At 70.7% G+C, this 17,744-nt stretch carries 15 protein-coding genes; 12 read left to right on the top strand and 3 right to left on the bottom strand.

The features are described 5' to 3' along the window. Nucleotides 1-91: 91 nt before the first annotated feature. Nucleotides 92-409 carry a hypothetical protein gene (locus AB0J91_RS14220; RefSeq protein ID WP_363868121.1) on the bottom strand — a complete coding sequence of 106 codons (318 nt, stop codon included), beginning with the start codon at nucleotides 407-409 and terminating at the stop codon, nucleotides 92-94. 293 nt (nucleotides 410-702) lie between these two features. On the opposite strand from AB0J91_RS14220, the gene menD reads away from it, so the two are divergent. From menD to AB0J91_RS14200, 4 genes are read left to right on the top strand one after another with little or no spacing between them, the layout of a single operon-like run. Beyond that, a complete protein-coding gene (gene menD, locus AB0J91_RS14215; protein ID WP_363868118.1) occupies nucleotides 703-2,403 on the top strand; it encodes a 2-succinyl-5-enolpyruvyl-6-hydroxy-3-cyclohexene-1-carboxylic-acid synthase in 1,701 nt (566 codons plus the stop codon). A 26-nt stretch (nucleotides 2,404-2,429) separates the two neighbouring features. Further along, nucleotides 2,430-3,584, top strand: a complete 1,155-nt coding sequence (locus AB0J91_RS14210; RefSeq protein WP_363868115.1) for an acyl-CoA dehydrogenase — start codon at nucleotides 2,430-2,432, stop codon at nucleotides 3,582-3,584. Nucleotides 3,585-3,598: 14 nt separating this feature from the next. Beyond that, complete coding sequence (locus AB0J91_RS14205) at nucleotides 3,599-4,774, top strand: isochorismate synthase (protein WP_363868112.1); 1,176 nt, start codon at nucleotides 3,599-3,601, stop codon at nucleotides 4,772-4,774. Nucleotides 4,775-4,792: 18 nt separating this feature from the next. Beyond that, nucleotides 4,793-5,812 carry a methyltransferase gene (locus tag AB0J91_RS14200; RefSeq protein ID WP_363868109.1) on the top strand — a complete coding sequence of 340 codons (1,020 nt, stop codon included), beginning with the start codon at nucleotides 4,793-4,795 and terminating at the stop codon, nucleotides 5,810-5,812. Here the strand turns inward: AB0J91_RS14200 and AB0J91_RS14195 are convergent. Together AB0J91_RS14195 and larA are read right to left on the bottom strand one after the other, a co-directional pair. After that, nucleotides 5,805-6,275: a hypothetical protein gene (locus AB0J91_RS14195; protein ID WP_363868107.1), complete on the bottom strand. Its 471-nt coding sequence runs from the start codon at nucleotides 6,273-6,275 to the stop codon at nucleotides 5,805-5,807. The genes AB0J91_RS14200 and AB0J91_RS14195 overlap by 8 nt on opposite strands. After that, a complete protein-coding gene (gene larA, locus AB0J91_RS14190; protein WP_363868104.1) occupies nucleotides 6,182-7,084 on the bottom strand; it encodes a nickel-dependent lactate racemase in 903 nt (300 codons plus the stop codon). Before larA ends, AB0J91_RS14195 begins: the two co-directional genes overlap by 94 nt. Nucleotides 7,085-7,449: 365 nt before the next feature. Here larA and sbnA point away from each other — a divergent pair, with 365 nt between their 5' ends. The 8 genes from sbnA to AB0J91_RS14150 are packed head-to-tail and all read left to right on the top strand — an operon-like array spanning nucleotide 7,450 to nucleotide 17,641. After that, on the top strand, nucleotides 7,450-8,433 hold the full coding sequence (gene sbnA / locus AB0J91_RS14185) for a 2,3-diaminopropionate biosynthesis protein SbnA (protein ID WP_363868101.1): 984 nt from the start codon (nucleotides 7,450-7,452) through the stop codon (nucleotides 8,431-8,433). A gap of 32 nt (nucleotides 8,434-8,465) precedes the next feature. Continuing rightward, on the top strand, nucleotides 8,466-9,485 hold the full coding sequence (sbnB, locus tag AB0J91_RS14180; RefSeq protein ID WP_363868098.1) for a 2,3-diaminopropionate biosynthesis protein SbnB: 1,020 nt from the start codon (nucleotides 8,466-8,468) through the stop codon (nucleotides 9,483-9,485). After that, complete coding sequence (locus tag AB0J91_RS14175) at nucleotides 9,485-11,137, top strand: IucA/IucC family protein (RefSeq protein WP_363868095.1); 1,653 nt, start codon at nucleotides 9,485-9,487, stop codon at nucleotides 11,135-11,137. Before sbnB ends, AB0J91_RS14175 begins: the two co-directional genes overlap by 1 nt. Beyond that, a complete protein-coding gene (locus tag AB0J91_RS14170; RefSeq protein WP_363868144.1) occupies nucleotides 11,137-12,363 on the top strand; it encodes an MFS transporter in 1,227 nt (408 codons plus the stop codon). The genes AB0J91_RS14175 and AB0J91_RS14170 overlap by 1 nt, the downstream gene beginning before the upstream one ends. Further along, nucleotides 12,360-13,958 carry an IucA/IucC family protein gene (locus AB0J91_RS14165; protein WP_363868092.1) on the top strand — a complete coding sequence of 533 codons (1,599 nt, stop codon included), beginning with the start codon at nucleotides 12,360-12,362 and terminating at the stop codon, nucleotides 13,956-13,958. Before AB0J91_RS14170 ends, AB0J91_RS14165 begins: the two co-directional genes overlap by 4 nt. Beyond that, nucleotides 13,955-15,703 (top strand): IucA/IucC family protein, encoded by a 1,749-nt coding sequence (locus AB0J91_RS14160; RefSeq protein ID WP_363868089.1) that lies wholly within the window; start codon nucleotides 13,955-13,957, stop codon nucleotides 15,701-15,703. The genes AB0J91_RS14165 and AB0J91_RS14160 overlap by 4 nt, the downstream gene beginning before the upstream one ends. Further along, on the top strand, nucleotides 15,697-16,470 hold the full coding sequence (locus tag AB0J91_RS14155) for an aldolase/citrate lyase family protein (protein WP_363868086.1): 774 nt from the start codon (nucleotides 15,697-15,699) through the stop codon (nucleotides 16,468-16,470). Before AB0J91_RS14160 ends, AB0J91_RS14155 begins: the two co-directional genes overlap by 7 nt. Beyond that, nucleotides 16,463-17,641 carry a type III PLP-dependent enzyme gene (locus AB0J91_RS14150; protein ID WP_363868083.1) on the top strand — a complete coding sequence of 393 codons (1,179 nt, stop codon included), beginning with the start codon at nucleotides 16,463-16,465 and terminating at the stop codon, nucleotides 17,639-17,641. The genes AB0J91_RS14155 and AB0J91_RS14150 overlap by 8 nt, the downstream gene beginning before the upstream one ends. Nucleotides 17,642-17,744: the final 103 nt, after the last annotated feature.

The following is a 17,744-nucleotide window of genomic DNA, read 5'->3' as shown; positions in this document are numbered from 1 at the left end:
GAGACAACCGAAGCAGTCGGCACCACGGCGCGGAAAGTCGCGGTGGTCGCCTCGATGGCGCTGTCGGCGGCCGACCACCGCGCCGCTGGGTTCACGGAAGCAGGCTGAGGACCGGATCGATGATCTCGTCGGCCATCTCGTGGTGGATGCGGATGTTCTCCTCGGGACTGGTGAGCAGGCTCTCGACTTCCCAGGTGGGGTCGGAGAGGTGGTACTCCTCCAGGTGGCCCACGAGCGCGCCCGCAGAGGCTTGGACCGCACCGAGCGGTCCGTCGGTGGGCTCGGGCGCGGACTCGTGCGCCGACGCGGTACCAGCACCGACCAGCCCCAGCATGGCTCCGCTGGCGGCCAGGGTGACGGCCGCGCGGGCGCAACGTCGACCGGTGCTCGCGACATCATTAGCGCTCAAGGTTCGACTTCCCTTCATTAGAAGCAATTCCGATCGGACGACCGGAACTTCCGACCAAACGCCTTCCCAACACGCGCAATACGTGACCTCATGAGAGGAGTGAAACGAATCCCCAATGACTGCGATGCTTTTCCGGCGTTGATCGAAGTCAATCAAGACGAATGATGCTCGGTGGTGAAGTCGGAGTTCCACCGGTGGAAACTACTTCTCTTCGGGTAACAACACCCGTTGTGTGCACTACGTAACCGCTCGTTCACACCTCTGAAGCGGCCGCGCCCGTATGTTCACCACCCATGAACCCGTCTACGGACCAGGCCAACGCGATCGTGGACGAATTGATCCGCTGCGGTGTGCGCGACGCGGTCCTGTGCCCGGGATCGCGCAACGCCCCGCTGGCCTTCGCGCTCCACGAAGCGGATTCCGCGCGCCGCCTGCGGTTGCACGTGCGGATCGACGAGCGCAGCGCGGGGTTTCTCGCCACGGGCCTCGCGATGCACCTGGGTAGACCGGTCCCGGTCGTGTGCACGTCCGGAACGGCCGCCGCAAACCTGCACCCGGCCGTGCTGGAAGCCGACCACGCCGGACTCCCGCTGCTCGCGATCACAGCGGATCGCCCGGTCGAGCTGCGCGGCACCGGGGCGGGCCAAACCATCGACCAGCACGGCTTGTTCGGCAGCGCGCTGCGGTGCTTCGCCGAGATGCCCATCGCCGACATGACCTCTCGGCGGCACTGGAGGAGCACCGTCGACCGGGTCGTGTCGTGCGCGCTCGGCTCGCTGTCGCACGATCCCGGGCCGGTGCAGCTCAACGTCCCGTTGCGCGAACCGCTGGTGCCCGATCACCTCGGCTCCGCCGTTCCGGAGGCCGGCCGCGCCGACGGGTTCGCCTGGAGCACCATCGTTCCCGGCGGGAACTTCGCCGGTGCCTTGCCGCTGTCCGCGGAGGCTCCGACCTTGGTGATCGCGGGCCAGGGCGGGGCCGACGCGGTCCCGCCGGGGTTGCCGGTGCTCGCCGAGCCCGGGTCACCGCTGTGGCACCGGTCCCTGCGATCGGGTCCGTTGCTGCTGACGGAGGCATTGTCCGGCCGCGCCGAGCAGCTGCTCCCCGAGCAGGTGGTGGTGTTCGGCAGGCCGACGATGCACCGGTCCGTCCAGCGACTTCTGGCCGACGAACGGATCGCGGTTTTCGCGGTACCACCCGCTGCAGGAGGACGAATTCGTCCCCTGTGGACGGACGTGCCGGGGACGGTGCGCGCCGTCGGCGCCCTCCCCACTGGCTGGGAGCCGCCACCCGAGTTCGGCGAACGCTGGAAGTTCGCCGATCGGTCCGCGTGTGCCGCGATCGACGAGGTCGAGTCCTGCGCAACGACGACCGGCCCGCAGGTGGCGAGCGCCGTGCTCGCAAGCGTCCCCTCGGGATCGCAGGTGTTCGCGGGACCGTCCAACGCGATCCGAGACATCGCCCTGGCCGCGCACCCGCGTGCGGACGTCACCGTGCTGGCGAACCGGGGCGTGGCCGGGATCGACGGCGTCGTCTCCAGCGCGGTCGGTGCTGCGCTGGCGCACGACGGACCGAGCTACGCCTTGATCGGCGACCTGACCTTCCTGCACGACTCGAACGGGCTGCTCATCGGCCCGGACGAACCGGAACCACAGCTGACGATCGTGGTCGCCAACGACGACGGCGGTAGCATCTTCACGGTGCTGGAACAGGGTGCCGACGCCTACGCGCCGGCGTTCGAGCGCATCTTCGGCACTCCGCAGCGGGTGGACATATCCGGGCTGTGCGCCTCGTGCAGGATCGAGCATGTCCTCGTCGAAGACCTCGCAGACCTGGCGACGGCGTTGGTCGGAGCCGCCGGTCTGCGCGTGGTCGAGGTGCCGGTCGACCGGACGCATCGCCGCGAGCTGCACGAACGGCTGCGAGCGGCCGTCGAAAGCGCGCTCGCCAGTGCGACCGTCGAACCGGTGCACGTCCCTGCGGCTTCATCGTGAAGGTCGACGAGCATCGAGGAGACCACGTGACCACGAACCCGGACCTCCCACACCTGACCGCCGCAGCTCACCAGGTGCTCGAACGCAATCGCGACAGCAACGACTCCCAGCGCGCCCTCAGCGAGGAGACGCTCACCTGCCTCACCGACACCGGGGTGCTGCGAGCGTTGGTCCCCGCGCGCTTCGGCGGTGGCGAATGCGCGTTGCGCACCGCCATCGACGCGACGTGCGAGGTCTCCAAGGCAGACCCCTCCGCCGGGTGGGTGGTGATGATCCTCGGCTCCGGCGCGTTCATCAGCGGCCTGTTCCCGGCACGCGCGCAGGAGGAGGTCTACGCCGACGGCCCGGACACCAGCGTCTGCACCGTGCTGGCCCCGCGATCCACGGCGCGGCAGGTCGATGGCGGGTGGGTGCTGAGCGGACGTTGGGCACCGGCCTCCGGCTGCCTGCACTCCCGGTGGGCGATCCTCGGCTTTCCCCGAGGCGACGGCGAAGCGGCCCTCGCCCTGATCCCGATGGCGGAGTTGACCGTTGAGGACACCTGGTTCACCATCGGAATGCGGGCGACCGGCAGCAACCTGCTCGTCGGGACAGACCTGTTCGTACCCGAGCACCGGGTGCTGCCGCTGAGCGACGCGATCCACGGCCGCTTCCCGCTGGGGTCCCCGGAGCCCCGTTACCGGGCGGCGCTGATGCCCACGCTCGCCAGCTACATGATCGCGCCCTACCTCGGGATGGCCACCGCCGTGCTGGACCACGTCGTGGCGGCAGCGGACACCAAGGGCATCGCCTTCACCCACTACGAGCGGCAGCGCGACTCCACAGCGTTCCAGCTGGCCGTCGCCGACGCGTCGATGAAGATTGACCTCGCGCGGCTGATCGCGGAGAACTCGGCGGCCGTCGTCGACGGCCACGCCGACGACGGCACCTTCCCCGACCACCTCACCCGCGCCCGAATCCGCCAGCACACCGGCCACGCCGTGCAGCTGTGCCGGCAGGCGGTCGACGACCTCGTCACCGCCCACGGCGCATCGGCTTTCGGCGAGAGCAGCCCGCTGCAGGCCTACGTGCGCGACATCCACGCCGCATCGCGGCACGCCGTGGCCAACCCGGCGTCCTGCTCCGAGATCTTCGGCCGCGCGCTGCTGGGCGTCGAACCGAACATCACCGAGATGATCTGAGGCAAGGGGCCCACATGACGACCACCCTCCCGGAACGCACATCGGTCCACCTCCGCGAGGTCGAGCACGGCACCGACCTCTGGACCCTCCCGCCGAACGGGGACGCGATGGTGTCCTGGATGCACGACGGCGGAGGAATGATCGGCTGGGGCGAAGCGGCCCGGTTCGAGTTCACCGGACCCGGCCAGTACGAGCAGGCTGCGCGAACGTGGTCCGGCTTCGTCTCCTCGCTCGGCGGAGACGCGGCCGGCGCAGTGGCGTTCGTCAGCTTCTCCTTCGACCACCGCGGGCGCTCGGTGCTGATCGTGCCGAAGGTCCTGGTGACCCAACGGGACGGCCGGAGCCGGGTCACCACCGTCGGGCCCGAAACTCCCCCGCAGCGCAGCCCGATCGCACGGCCCGTCGGGGTGCGCTGGAGCGAGGGCGCGCTTCCCCGAGCCCGATGGCGGGATGCGGTCGCCGAGGCCGTGGGGCGGCTCCGGCTGGGCGAGCTGGACAAGGTCGTGCTGGCTCGGGACCTGCTCGCCGAGGCCGATGGCCCGATCGATCCGCGCTTCCTCCTGCGGGAGCTGGCCCAGCGGCATCCCCAGTGCTGGACCTTCACCGTCGACGGCCTGATCGGTGCGACGCCGGAGATGTTGCTGAGGCGCCGAGGCGATCAGGTGACCTCGCGAGTCCTGGCCGGTTCCAGCTGGTCGGGCGACGGTGAACATCTCCTGGACTCGCCGTCCTACCGCGACGAGCACGACTTCGCGGTGGAGTCGCTGCTGACCGCCATCGCGCCGCACTGCGCCGACGTGCGCACCTCCGGGCCGAGCGTGCTGCGGTTGCGCAACATCGCGCACCTCGCCACCGATGTGAGCGCCACGCTCACATCGGGCGTCGACCTGCTCGGCCTGACCGCCGCCGTGCACCCGACCGCCGCCGTCGGCGGCACCCCGCGACGAGCCGCCGCTAAGCTGATCGCCGAGTTGGAGGACCTCGACCGGGGCCGGTACGCGGCCCCGGTGGGCTGGCTGGACGCGAGCGGCGACGGCGAACTGGGCATCGCGCTGCGGTGCGCCCAGCTGTCCGGCCCGCGAGCGCGGCTGTTCGCCGGTTGCGGGATCGTGGCCGAGTCCGATCCCGACGTCGAGGTCCACGAGACCGATGCCAAGTTCGCAGCCGTGCGCGAAGCGCTCAGCGCCTGATCACCGACAGGAGAAACCGTGCGCACGCCGCGAATCGTCCTCGACACCATGCACGCCACCTTCCTCGCCCGAGCCATGTACGTGGTGACCGACCTCGGTGTTCCTGACCTGCTCGCCGACGGTCCGATGTCGTGCGCGAGCCTCGCGGCCAGGCGCGGCGTCGAGCCGGTACCGCTGCACCAGATGCTGCGCGCCGTGGCCACCACCGGGCTGCTGCGCACCGATCCGGGACCGGAAACAGGCCCACAGCAGCGGTTCTCGCTTACCGAATCCGGACAGTCCCTCCGAGAAGGGCATCCGTCCGGCACCAGGGACATGGTGCTGACCATGCAGGGCGAGCTGTTCTGGGACGCCCTGCGGGTGCTGCCGGAGCGGGTGGCCGAGGGGCGGACCGGACCGGAGATCGCCTACGGGAAGCCGTTCTTCGAGCTGATGGCGGATCGGCCGGCGGAGGCCACCCGATTCAACCGGATGATGATCGCCACCAGCGGGGACGAATCAGCGGCCGTGGCAGGCGCCTACGACTTCTCCGGGATCGAGAAGTTCGTCGACGTCGGCGGTGGCATCGGCACCGTGCTGCTCGAACTGCTCCTCCGGCACCCGCACCTGCACGGCGTGCTCGTCGACCTGCCCGGGGTGACCGAGCAGGCGCGGCAGAACATCGCCGCGGCAGGGGTTTCCGCCCGGTGCGAGGTCGTCGAGGGGGACTTCCTCGACTCGCTGCCCACCGGAGCCGATGCCTACCTGCTGTCGCGCATCCTGCACGACTGGGACGACGAGACCTGCGTGCGCGTGCTGCGCTCCTGCGCCCGAGCGATGACCCGGAGCAGCCGCCTGCTGGTGGTCGAGAAGGTGCTGCCGGACGATGACGAACCCCACCTGGGCAAGCGGCTGGACCTGATCATGGCCGCGCTGACCCACGGCCGCGAACGCACGGCCGCCGAGTACGCAGAACTGCTGGCCGCAGCGGGGTTGCGCACCATCCGGCACCTGCCCACCGGCACCGCCGCGGGCATCATCGAGGGTGCGCTCACCTGACGTACGGGATGGTTTGCGGGCCTTCGGGGAGGACGCAGACGCGGGCCTGCGGGCCCCTCGCGGCGAGTTCCTCGGCGACCGCGGTGGCGATGTCGTCGACCCGGTAGAGGTGAGCCGTGCGCAGTTGCGCGTCGGTGAGGTGGGTGGTGTGCACGCCGACGCGGGCGGTGGCGAGCACGCGGGCGAGGATCTGCACCTGCCACTGGTCCGGGACGGTTTCGGTTCTCCCGGAGATGGTCCGCAGCAGCGCCTCCGGCGTGGGCTCGGACGCCAGGACTTCGCGGAACGAGCCGTGATCGGGGAAACCGTCGCTGCACTCGGCGGCGCAGATGATCAGCCCGCCCGGCTTGACGACGGTCGCGGCGGCGGTCATGCCCTTGACCGCCTGGTAGACGTTCTGGTCGAGCGGGTACCCGGAGTTGGTGGTGACCACGACGTCGTAGCGCTGCGGAACCGGCTGCATCGACAGCTCCGCACCACCTCGCGGGCGGCGGCGTGCATCGGGAGCAGGTCTCCGCCGAAGGCCTCGACGATCCGCTGCTCGCGGTTGAGCACCACGTCGAAGGCGAAGTCCACGCCGGTGCCCGCCGCGATGGCGCGGACGTCGTCGTGAACCGGGTTGCCCTCGCAGACCGCCCAGGTCGCCTGCGGGCTGGCGATGCGCGCCGCGTCGTGCAGCGTGAGCACGGTGTCCAGTCCGGCGAGGCCCGGGGCGACGAGCTTGGGACCGCCGCTGAAACCGGCGAAGAAGTGCGGTTCGACGAATCCGGTTGTGATCCGGACGTCGGCCTCCACCCAGTGCCGGTTGAGCGACACCGGCACGCCGTCACCGAAAGTTCCCAGCGGGCAGAGCACTTCGGGGTCTCGGCAGTCGTGGTTGATGATGCGTATGGTCTCGACGAGCTCGTCGCCGAGCATCGTCCGCAGCTCGGAGTCGGTGTTGCCGCGGTGCGTCCCGGTGGCCACGAGCAGCGTGAAGTCCTCCCGCGTCGCGATGCCCTCCAGCTCGGCCAGCAGTGCGCGCACCATCGCTTCGCGGGGCTGCGGCCGGGTCGCGTCGCAGAGCGACACGGCGATCCGCTGCCCGGCCCGCACCCGTTCCCGCAACGGCGGACCGGCGACCGGCTCGGCGAGCGCTCGGCGCAGCGCCGCCGCCGAGTCGGGTGCCGCCGGCGGGTGGGCGGGCGCGACCACGGTCGTGCGCTCGGACGGCAGCTCGACGGTGAGTCCCGTCCTTCCGTAGGCCAGCTCAACGGACAACGTCTCCGGCATTCATCGCTCCAGGTCCACTCGGGTCTCCCCCAATCCTGACCCAGCGAACATCGCAGCGGGGAGCCCCATCTCATCGGGCGACTCTCCCGCGGCCACCGCCGAATTCTCCACCCATTCGGAGCATTCGAATCCACTTCGTCGAAGATCCGGAAAGATTTGATCCACTTCTTTCCCTGAAAACCCGATAAGCGCAGCTCAGAATCCCTGAAATGGGCGCCCGGAAATTTCACAACGGAGGATCCGCAACCGCTTGCGCCACCCCGATGTGCGCTGGCTCTCGCAGATCAATCCTGTTAAGTTAGCCTTGCCTTTGTTAGCGTTTCCGCTCGTAGCTGTGCCTTTCGGTCGTCGATCTGAGGAGAAACGTGGCCGTCGACACCCAGACCGAATCCGTAATCGGGTCGGTTCTCGAATGCGTGGGAAACACTCCTGCTGTCGCGATGAACCGGCTTTTCCCTCAATCCGATGTCGAGGTGATCGCGAAGCTCGAACTCATGAACCCCGGCGGGAGCATGAAAGACCGGTCCGCCCGGCACATCGTCGAATCCGGTTTGCGCAACGGTTCGATCCGCCGCGGAACCCACCTGGTGGAGAGCAGCTCCGGGAACTTCGGGATCGCGCTGGCCATCGCCGCGCGCATCCACGGGCTGCGGTTCACCTGCGTGCTGGACCCCAAGGCCGTGCCCGCCAACGTCGCGATCCTCCGGCACCTGGGTGCGGAGGTGGAGATCGTCGACCAGCCGGACGAGACCGGCGGCTACCTGCACACCCGGATCTTCCGCGTGCAGGAGATCGTGGCGAACTCGCCCGGGGCGATCTGGATCAACCAGTACGCCAACGACCGCAACTGGCAGGCGCACTACTACGGCACCGGCGACGAGCTGAGCCGTCAGCTCGACGGACCGCCGTCGTACCTGTTCGGGGCGGTCAGCACCACCGGCAGCCTGCTGGGCTGTTCGCGGCGCCTGAAGGAGGACTTCCCCGAGATGCGGGTGATCGCGGTGGACGCCGTCGGCTCGGTGATCTTCGGCGGCCCGCCCGGACAGCGCGACGTGCCGGGCATCGGCGCGAGCAGGGTCCCGGAGCTGTTCAGCCCGGACGAGATCGACGAAGTGGTGCACGTCAACGACTTCGAAGCCGCCATGGGCTGCCGCGAACTGCTCGCCACCGAGGGGATCTTCGCCGGCGGGTCCACCGGAGCGGTGGTCGCCGCCGTGCAGCGCACGTTGCCCCGACTCCCCCGCCCGTGCCGGGTGGTGGCGGTGTTCCCGGATCGCGGGGACCGCTACCTCGACCTGATCTACGACGACGACTGGTTCGACGCCGCCCGCCAGCGCTGCGCGAACTGACCAGAACACCGCAACACGAAGGAGAAAAACCGGTGACCACCGAGGAATCCTCGAAGATGCTCTACCTGAGCCGCAGCGACATCGCAGCGGTCGGCGGCGCGGCGTCCGAGCTCTACGTGGAAGCGCTCAACGCCGGGTTGATCGCGCACTCCGAGGGCAAGACCGTGCAGCCGCTCAAGCCGTACCTGCGGGTCGCGGGCAAGCAGGGCCACATCGCCGACCGGATCATCGCGATGCCCGCGCACGTCGGAGACCCCGGGCTGTCCGGCATCAAGTGGATCGGCAGCAAGCACGACAACCCCGCCGAGCGCGGCAAGGAGCGCGCCAGCGCGGTCATCGTACTCAACGACCCGGCGAGCAACTACCCGGTGGCGGTGCTCGAAGGAAGCCTGATCAGCGCTTGGCGCACCGCGGGCGTGACCTGCCTGGCCGCCCGGCACCTGGCGCGCGCCGGGTTCTCCGAGGTCGCGCTGGTGGGCTGCGGTGTCATCGGCAGCACCCAGATCACGGCGCTGCTGGAGCAGTTCGACTGCATCCAGCAGGTCCACCTCCACGACCAGCGACCGGAGGCCGCGCACGCGCTGGCCGAGCGGATCGGCCGCGAGTACCCGTCGGTCAAGGCCCACGTGACCGAGACCGCCGAAGAGGCCGTGCGAGCCGGTGACCTGGTCGTTCCGTGCACCGTCACCAGCGAGCCCTACATCGTCTCCGACTGGATCAAGCGCGGCGCGCTGCTGTGCAACGTGTCCATCATGGACGTGCACAAGGACGTCTTCCTCAAGGCCGACAAGGTCGTGGTGGACGACTGGGACCAGAGCAACCGCGAGAAGAAGATCATCAACCAGCTGGTGCTGGAGGGCTCGTTCTCCCGCGAGCAGCTGCACGCCGAGCTCGGCGAGATCCTGGCGGGCACCCGACCGGGCCGCACCGATGACGACGAGATCATCGTGCTCAACCCGATGGGCATGGCCGTGGAGGACATCGCCTGCGCCGGCGCGGTCTACGAGCGCGCCAAGGAGCAGGGCGTCGGCACCTGGCTGGACCTGTACTGATGCAGGTCGGATCGGCCGAGCTGGTCATGCGAGACCTCATCGACGTGCTGCTGCAGGAGGAGCTCGTCGAGCTCACCGAGGAGCCGTCGGGCTGGGGCCGGATCACGCTGGCCGCCGGCGCGGTGCGCTTCCGGATCATCTCCGGCGGCGCGCTGCAACGCCATCGCCACGCCGGCGGCCCGGTCCTGTTCGAGGGGACGCGGTCGCTGACACCGGCCGAGCTCCTCTCGCTGGTGAGCGAGGACTCGTCCGAGGTGGCCGCGGACCTGCGGGCCGCGGTGGAGCACGCGGAGGTGCTGCGCGAGCAGCGCGCGTCCCTCGACCTGACGCCGCGGAAGGGGCAGTTGCTGGCCGGGGAGCGGTTGGCGGCGACGCGCAACCGCCCGTTCCACCCCACCTCCCGGGCGGCGGCGGGGTGGCGCGCGGAGGAGGTCGAGCGGTACGGGCCGATGCGCGGTGAGCCGTGGGGCCTGGACTGGGTGGCGGTGCGCCGCGACCGCCTCGCCCACGGTTCCGACCCGCTCTCGCACCACCTCGCCGAGCTGGTCCTCTCCCCCGCCGAGCGGCAGGCGCTCGACGAGGCCGGCGAGGACTACCAGCCGATTCCGGTGCACCCGTGGCAGTTCCAGCACGCCCTGGCGGAGTCCTTCGGCTCGGAGATGGCGGAGGGGGCGGTGGTTCCGCTGGCGCGCGGGATCGGCGGTTTCCACCCCACCTCCTCGCTGCGCACCCTGGTCGCAGAACCCGAGACCGACCGGCACGTCAAGCTCCCGCTCGGTGTCGCCACGCTGGGCGCGACGCGGTTGCTCCCGCCTCGCTACCTGGCCAACGCCGAACGGGCTCAGCGGTGCATGGCGGATCTGCTCGACCGCGTTCCGGCGTTGGGCGAGCGGGTCGCGTTGTGCGACGAGCGGATCTGGGCCGGTTGGCACGACCCGGACGACGAGTTCGGGGACCGCCCAGGGCAGCTCGCCGCGCAGGTCCGGATCTACCCGGAGCTCGACGGCCTGGTGCTGCCGATGGCGGCGCTGGCCGCGCACGAGTGGGACGTGCTGGCACCGGCGATCTCCGACCAGTTCGACCCGGTCCGGTTCTTCGGCGAGCTGGCGCGCTCGTTCTGCGAGGTCGGGTTCGGCTTCCTGAGCCGCGGGGTGCTGCCGGAATTGCACGGGCAGAACGTGGTCGTGCGGCTGGAAGAAGGACGGGTGGAGCAGTTCGTGCTGCGCGATCACGACACGCTGCGGCTGTTCCCGGAGTGGATGCACCTGGCCGGTACGCCGGATCCGCAGTACGTCATCAAACCCGGTGCGCCGCAGTCGCTGCGGCTCGACTCGGCGGAGTCGCTGGTCGGCTACCTGCAGACCCTCGGGTTCCAGGTCAACCTCTACGGCATCGCCGACGCCCTGCGCCGTCACTTCGGAGTGGACGAGCGGGAGCTGTGGGCGCAGTTGCACGAGGCGGTGCGGGAGCTCCTGCCCTCGCAGCCCGCCGAGGTGCGCGAGGTGCTGCGGAAGTGCTTGCTGGGAGCCGACTCCTGGCCCAGCCGTCGGGTGCTGGAGCCGCTGCTGCGGCAGGGGAGCTCCAGCGGGGTGAGCATGCCCGCCGGTGTCGGGTCGGTGCCGAATCCGCTGGTCGGGGGGTTGAGGGCGTGATGTTCTCGCCGGGCAGGACCTATCCCGTGCTGTGCCTGGGGCAGTTCGCGGCGACCGCGGGACTGACGATCGTCGTCCCGCTGCTGCCGTTCTACCTGGCCGGGCTCGGCACGCCCCGATCCGAGATCCCTTGGTGGACGGCGGTTTCGGTGGCAGCTCCGGCGGTGGTCCAGCTGGTCAGCGGGCCGTTGTGGGGTTGGGTCGGCGACCGGTTCGGCCGCAAGGCGATGGTGGTGCGCGCCCACGCCGGGCTGGGCCTCGCGATCGCGCTGATGGCCGTGGCGAGCACACCGGAGGAGTTCCTGGCCTGCCGGTTGCTGCAGGGCGCGTGCGGCGGTGTGGTCAGCGCGACCGCGTCCTACGCGACCGCGGCGGCCTCGACCGACCGGCGCGGGCGCGCGCTCGGGATGCTCTTCGGCGCCACGGCGGCGGGTTCGCTGCTGGGGCCGCTGGTGGGCGGGTTGCTGGCCAACCGGATCGGGTTCGGGCCGTTGTTCGCGGCGGTGGCGGGGATGCTCGTGCTGTCGAGCGTGCTGGCCGCGTGCTCGCTGACCGAACCACCGGCGCAGGCGCGTGAACGCCATTCGCCGCGCGCCATCGCGGGACTCCTGCTCAGGCGCAGGGAGAGCCGAATGATGCTGCTGGCCGGTTTCGCGGCGCAGGCCGCGATCTACGCGCTGGTGGTGGTCTTCGCTCCGCAGGTCGAGCAGATGTCCGGGTCGGTGGCCGCCGCGACGGTGTGGGTCGGTGCCCTGCAGGCGCTGACCTGGGCGGCGTCCTGCGCGGGCAGTCCCTGGTGGGGCCGCCGCAACGACCGCAGGCCCGCGCAGCTGGGATTCGCCGTGGCGGCGGCCTGCTGCGCGCTCGCGGTGGCGTTGCAGGGATTGGTGAGCGTGGAAGCGCTGATCCCGCTGAGGATCGTGCAGGGCTTCTGCTTCGCGGCGCTGTTGCAGTCGGTGCTGCACGTCAACGCCCACCACGTGCCGGAGCGCGGTTCGGGCACGGCGTTCGGGTTCAGCACCGGGGTGCTCGACCTCGGTCAGGTCTTCGGCCCGCTCGCGGGCGCCGTCCTGGCGGTCCTGCTGCCGCCGGCGGCGGTGTTCTCCCTCATCGGCGCGCTGCTGGGCGTCGCCGCACTGCTGGCCCTGGCCGGCCGAACGAAGGCGGCGGAGGGTTCCACTCACACCTCCGCCCCGGTTGAGATTCAAGAGAAGGTGTTGCGGTGAACGAGGTTGTGGCCCGTGCGGCCGCGCGGCAACGGCTGCTGAACGCGCTGGTCAGGGAAGTCGGGGGCGAGTTCAGCGCCGGCTCGGTGCGGATCCCGCTGCGATCCGGGACCGGGGAAACCTCTCCGAGCCGGTTGTGCGCGGAGGTCCGGCACCGGTCCGAGATCGGACACCACGTCTACGGGGCGGAGGTGTCCCGGGACGGGGTCGCGCTCGAACACGAGGAGTTCGTGGCGCTGGTCGCCGACGAGCTGGCCGGGCGCTGCGCGACGGCACCGGAGGAAGCGGTGGAGCGCTTCCTCCGCCAGGTCGCCAACAGCGTCGCCCGGACGGCGCGCTACCTGGACCGGCCCGCGTTCGCGCGCACGACCGATCCGGCGGAGATCACCCGGCAGGCGGAGCAGTCGCTGCTGCTGGGGCACCCGTTCCACCCGACGCCCAAGAGCGCGGAGGGGATCAGCGACGAGGACCTGGAGCGCTACGCCCCGGAGCTCGGCGCGTCGTTCCGGCTGCACCACTGGGCCGCCGCGCCCGAGCTGCTGCTCGAAGAGCGGGTCGGTGACGGGCCGTGGCTCCCGCAGGAGGACCTCTCGGTTCTCCCCGTGCACCCGTGGCAGGACCGCTACCTGCGGGAACAGCCCCGGGTGCAGGAGTTGATCGAGGCGGGGCAGCTGACTCCGCTGGGTCCGGTGGGAGCGCTGGTGTACGCGACGTCCTCGGTGCGCACCGTCTGCGATCCCGCCTTCCCGACCGCGTGGAAGCTGCCGCTGCACGTGCGGATCACCAACTTCGTGCGCAACAACCCCGTCGAGCACCTGCACCGCGCGGCCGACGCCGGTCGGCTGGTGGCGGCGCTCGAAAAGTGCTGGCAGCACGAGGGGTTCGAGGTGCTCCCGGAGACCGGCTACCGCACCCTCGACCCTGCGGCGGTCGGCGACCTCGCGGCGGACTTCGCCGTGCTGTTCCGCCGGAACCCGTTCGCGGGCACCGACATCGCGCCGCGCGTGCTCGCCGCGCTGCTGGAGGACCGGGCCCACGGTCGCCCTGCGCTGGTGGACCTCGTCGAGCAGGCGGGCCCGCTGACCACCGAGCACGTCACCGAGTGGCTGCGCCGCTACCTGCGGATCTCGCTGGGACCGCTGCTGGCGGTGTTCACCGACGACGGCATCGGCTTCGAAGCGCACGTGCAGAACAGCCTGCTGCACACCGACGACGGCTGGCCCAGCAGGTTCTACGTGCGCGACATGGAAGGCACCAGCGCCGACCGCGATCGCGTTCCCGATGGGATCCTGCCCCCGACCAGCCCGGTGCTCTACGACGACGCCGAGGCGTGGCACCGGTTGCGGTACCACCTGGTCACCAACCACCTCGGGCACGTGGTCGCGGTGCTCGGCCGGTGCACACCCGCCGGTGAGCGGGTGCTGTGGCAGGTCGTGCGCGAGTTCCTGCGCGGCGTTCCCGGGCGGTACGCGGCCGAACTGCGCGAGGCACCGACGCTGCCCGCCAAGGCGAACCTGCTCAGCCGGTTCGCCGAGCGCGGTGAGAACCCGCTCTACGTCGACATCCCCAACCCGATTCACGAGGTGACCCGATGACCGCCGAGCTCGTGCAGGCTGCGCTGAGCGACCCCCGCGCCGCGGACGTGCGGCGCCGGGTGTTCCGCCAGCTCGTCGAATCCCTGCTCTACGAAGGTGCTGTGCGCACCGACCTGGAGGGCGACGAGCACGTCGTCGCCGGCACCGACCGCGACGGCGAACCCGTGCGCTACTCCTTCCGCGCGGTGCGCAGGTTCGGGTTCGGCAGGGTCGGGCTGACCTCGCCGGTGCTGCGCGACGGCGTCGAGGCCGAGTCGGTCACCCGGTTCCTCTCGGAGGTCCGCGAGTCCCTGGACGCCGACCCCGGCCACCTCCCCGGCTTCGCGCGCGAGCTGGAGGAGACGCTGTTCAAAGACGCTCTGTCGGAGCACCTCCGCGAGGACCCACCGTCCACAGCGGACCACGACGTCCTGGAATCGGCCATCACCGACGGGCACCGCTACCACCCGACGTACAAGTCGCGCCTCGGGTTCGACGTCGCCGACGACATCGCCTTCGGCCCGGAGTTCGCCAACCCGCTGCGCCCGCTGTGGCTGGCGGCCCACCGCGACATCACCGAGGTCAGCGGTTCCGCGACCCTCGGCGGCGACTACGTGGCCGAGCAGCTGGGCACCGCGATCGGGGACTTCCACCGCCGGATCGAGGACGCAGGTCGCGACCCGGACGACTACGTGCTGGTCCCGGTGCACCCGTGGCAGTGGCGGGAGCGCATCGCGCGGGCGTTCTCCGAGCAGCTCGGGCGCGGTGAGCTGATCCCGCTGGGCGACGACCCGCACGAGTTCCTCGCACAGCAGTCGATTCGCACCCTGACCTGCCGCGACGCCCCCGAGCGCCCCTACCTCAAGCTGTCGATGTCGATGGTGAACACCTCCACCAGCCGCGGCCTGGCCGCGCACACCGTGCGCAACGCCCCGCGCATCACCGACTGGTTGCGCGAGGTCGTCGCCGGCGACGACTACCTGTCCGGCGAGCTGCGGCCGATCCTGCTCGGCGAGGAGCTGGGCGTGTCGGTGACGCCGGAAGCCGATCTGCTGCAGGCCGACACCTACGGTGCGCTGGCGTGCATCTGGCGCGAGAGCCTGCACCCGCACCTGGGAACCGGGGAGCGGGCGATCCCGTTCACCGGCCTGACCGCCTGCCTGCGGGACGGGACACCGCTGATCGACGCGTGGGTGCGCGACTCCGGGGTCGAGGACTGGGTGCGTCAGGTGGTGCGGGTCAGCGCCCTGCCGCTGGTGCACCTGCTGTGCGCGCACGGGATCGCGCTGGAGTCGCACGCGCAGAACATGGCCCTGGTGCACGTCGACGGGAAACCGGAACGCGTGGTGCTCAAGGACTTCCACGACGGCGTGCGCTTCTCCCGGGAGCACCTCGCGGGAGAAGCCCCGGAGCTGGCGGGAACGCCCGCGCACCACCAGAACCGCAACTCCTTCGTCGAGACCGACGAGCTGAGCCTGGTCACCGACTTCCTGCTGGACGCGTTCTTCTTCATCAACCTCGGTGAGCTCGCCCTCTTCCTCGCCGACCACTACGACTTCGCCGAACAGGACTTCTGGCGGCTGGTTGCCGAGGAGATCCGCGCCTACCAACACCGATTCCCGGAGCTGAAGGACCGTTTCGAGCTGTTCGAGCTGTTCACCCCGGCGATCGAGGTGGAGCAGCTGACCACCCGCAGGCTGCACCCGGACACCGAGCTGCGGCTGCACGCCGTGCCCAACCCGCTGGCGGAGGTGGAGCGGTGCTGAAGCCCAACACCGTCAAGCGCCGGCTCGCCGAAGGCGGTGAGAGCTACGGGCTGTTCTGCTCCATCCCGTCACCGCCGCTGGTGGAGATGATCGGCTGCGCGGGATACGACTTCGTCATCCTCGACACCGAGCACTCCCTGGTCGATCCGCAACAGCTGGAGAACCTCATCCGGGCGGCCGAGGCGGTCGACCTGATCCCCTTCGTCCGCGTCCCCGAAGCCGATCCCGGCGCGATCCTGCAGGCCTTGGACGCGGGCGCGCTGGGCGTGGTCGTGCCGCACGTGCGGTGCCGCGCCGACGTGGACGCGGCGATCCGCGCCGCCCGCTACGCACCGGAGGGCATGCGCAGCCTCAACGGGGGCCGGGTGCCGGGCTTCGGGCGCATCGAGCTCACCGAGTACGTGCGCCGGGCCAACGAGGAGACCATGGTCATCGCGATGATCGAGGACGCCGAGGGCGTCGACGAGCTGCCGTCGATCCTCGCCGGTGGCGGTGTCGACCTGGTGCTGGAAGGCGCGGCGGACCTGTCGCAGTCCTACGGCGTCGCGTGGCAGACCCGGCATCCGCTGGTCCAGGAGGCGCTGGCCCGCGTGCACGCCGAGTGCGACGCCCACCGAGTGCCCTACTGCGCGATCCCCCGCACCCCCGAGGACCACGAGCGGTGGCGCGCCGCAGGGGTGCGCACCTTCGTGCTCGGCGAAGAACGCGGCCTGGCCGCCCGCGCCCTGCGCGCCCACCTCGACCGACACCGGGAGAACCATGACTGAGCGACTCGAAGGACTCGTGCGGGAACGCGTCGGCGGTGATCCGGTGTGCCTGTTCGCCTACGACCTGGACAGGCTGACCGACCACGTCCGCGCGATCACGGCCACGCTGCCGCGCCGCTGCCGGATGTTCTACGCGATGAAGGCCAACAGCGCCGATCCGCTGCTGCGCGCCCTGGCTCCGCTGGTCGCCGGGTTCGAGATCGCCTCGGGCGGCGAGCTGGACAAGGCGCGTGCCGTCGGCGCCGACGTCCCGGTGGTGTTCGGCGGTCCGGCCAAGACGCCCGCGGAGATCGAGCAGGCCCTCAAGCAGGGCGTGCAGCGGCTGCACGTGGAGAGCCTGCTGGAGCTGCACCGGGTTTCGTCCGCGGCGACCCGGCTGGGCACGACGGCGGAGGTGCTGCTGCGGGTCAACCTCTCGGGCCCGTTCCCGACCGCGACCCTGGCGATGGCCGGCAAGCCCACCCAGTTCGGCATCGACGAGCAGGACCTGCCCGCCTGCGTCGCCGCGGCCCGCGAACTGCCCGGTGTGCGGCTCGCCGGGTTCCACCTGCACTCGCTGTCCAACAACCTCTCCGCCGACGCCCACCTGGAGCTGCTGGCGCACTACGGGCGCACGGTGTCGGAGTGGGAGCGGGAGTTCGGGCTGCGCTGCGAGGTGATCAACGTCGGCGGCGGCATCGGCGTCGACTACGCCCGGCTGGACCGGCAGTTCGACTGGCCGACGTTCGCCCGACGCCTGCCGTCGGTCCTCGCCGAGTTCCCCGCGCACGTGCGGGAGATCGACTTCGAGTGCGGGCGCTACCTGGTCGCCGAGTGCGGCAGCTACGCCGTGGAGGTGCTGGACGTCAAGCGCAACCACGGCGTGGACTACGCGCTGGTGCGCGGCGGGACCCACCAGTTCCGGCTGCCGTCGTCCTGGCAGCACAACCACCCCTTCACGGTGCTGCCGGTGGACCGCTGGGAGTCGACGGCGCCGCGTCCGGAGGTGAGCGGGCCGGTCACCGTGGTCGGCGAGCTGTGCACGCCCAAGGACGTCCTGGCCCGCGACGTGCCGGTGGAGCGCATCCGCGCGGGTGACGTGCTGGTCTTCAGCCACGCGGGAGCCTACGGCTGGGAGATCTCGCACCACGACTTCCTCAGCCACCCGCATCCCGAGCACGTCTTCTTCTGATCCCGCGCGCGATGGGCCCGGCCGGCAGCGCGCTCGACCGGCCAGGTTCATCGCGCGTGGGTACCGTTGGTCCTGAATCTCCCGTGCAGGGCTTCAACCCGGG

Source organism: Saccharopolyspora sp. NPDC049357 (assembly GCF_040677225.1).
Taxonomy (GTDB): domain Bacteria; phylum Actinomycetota; class Actinomycetes; order Mycobacteriales; family Pseudonocardiaceae; genus Saccharopolyspora.
Note: the sequence above shows the minus strand (reverse complement) of the source record. Positions and strands in the feature narration are given on the sequence as shown.

Bases quoted from the DNA above. Each gene is read 5' to 3' on its own strand.
- menD (WP_363868118.1), top strand. From the start codon at position 703: ATGAACCCGTCTACGGACCAGGCCAACGCGATCGTGGACGAATTGATC.
- AB0J91_RS14205 (WP_363868112.1), top strand. From the start codon at position 3,599: ATGACGACCACCCTCCCGGAACGCACATCGGTCCACCTCCGCGAGGTC.
- AB0J91_RS14195 (WP_363868107.1), bottom strand. From the start codon at position 6,275: ATGCAGCCGGTTCCGCAGCGCTACGACGTCGTGGTCACCACCAACTCC.
- larA (WP_363868104.1), bottom strand. From the start codon at position 7,084: ATGCCGGAGACGTTGTCCGTTGAGCTGGCCTACGGAAGGACGGGACTC.
- AB0J91_RS14175 (WP_363868095.1), top strand. From the start codon at position 9,485: ATGCAGGTCGGATCGGCCGAGCTGGTCATGCGAGACCTCATCGACGTG.
- AB0J91_RS14170 (WP_363868144.1), top strand. From the start codon at position 11,137: ATGTTCTCGCCGGGCAGGACCTATCCCGTGCTGTGCCTGGGGCAGTTC.
- AB0J91_RS14160 (WP_363868089.1), top strand. From the start codon at position 13,955: ATGACCGCCGAGCTCGTGCAGGCTGCGCTGAGCGACCCCCGCGCCGCG.
- AB0J91_RS14150 (WP_363868083.1), top strand. From the start codon at position 16,463: ATGACTGAGCGACTCGAAGGACTCGTGCGGGAACGCGTCGGCGGTGAT.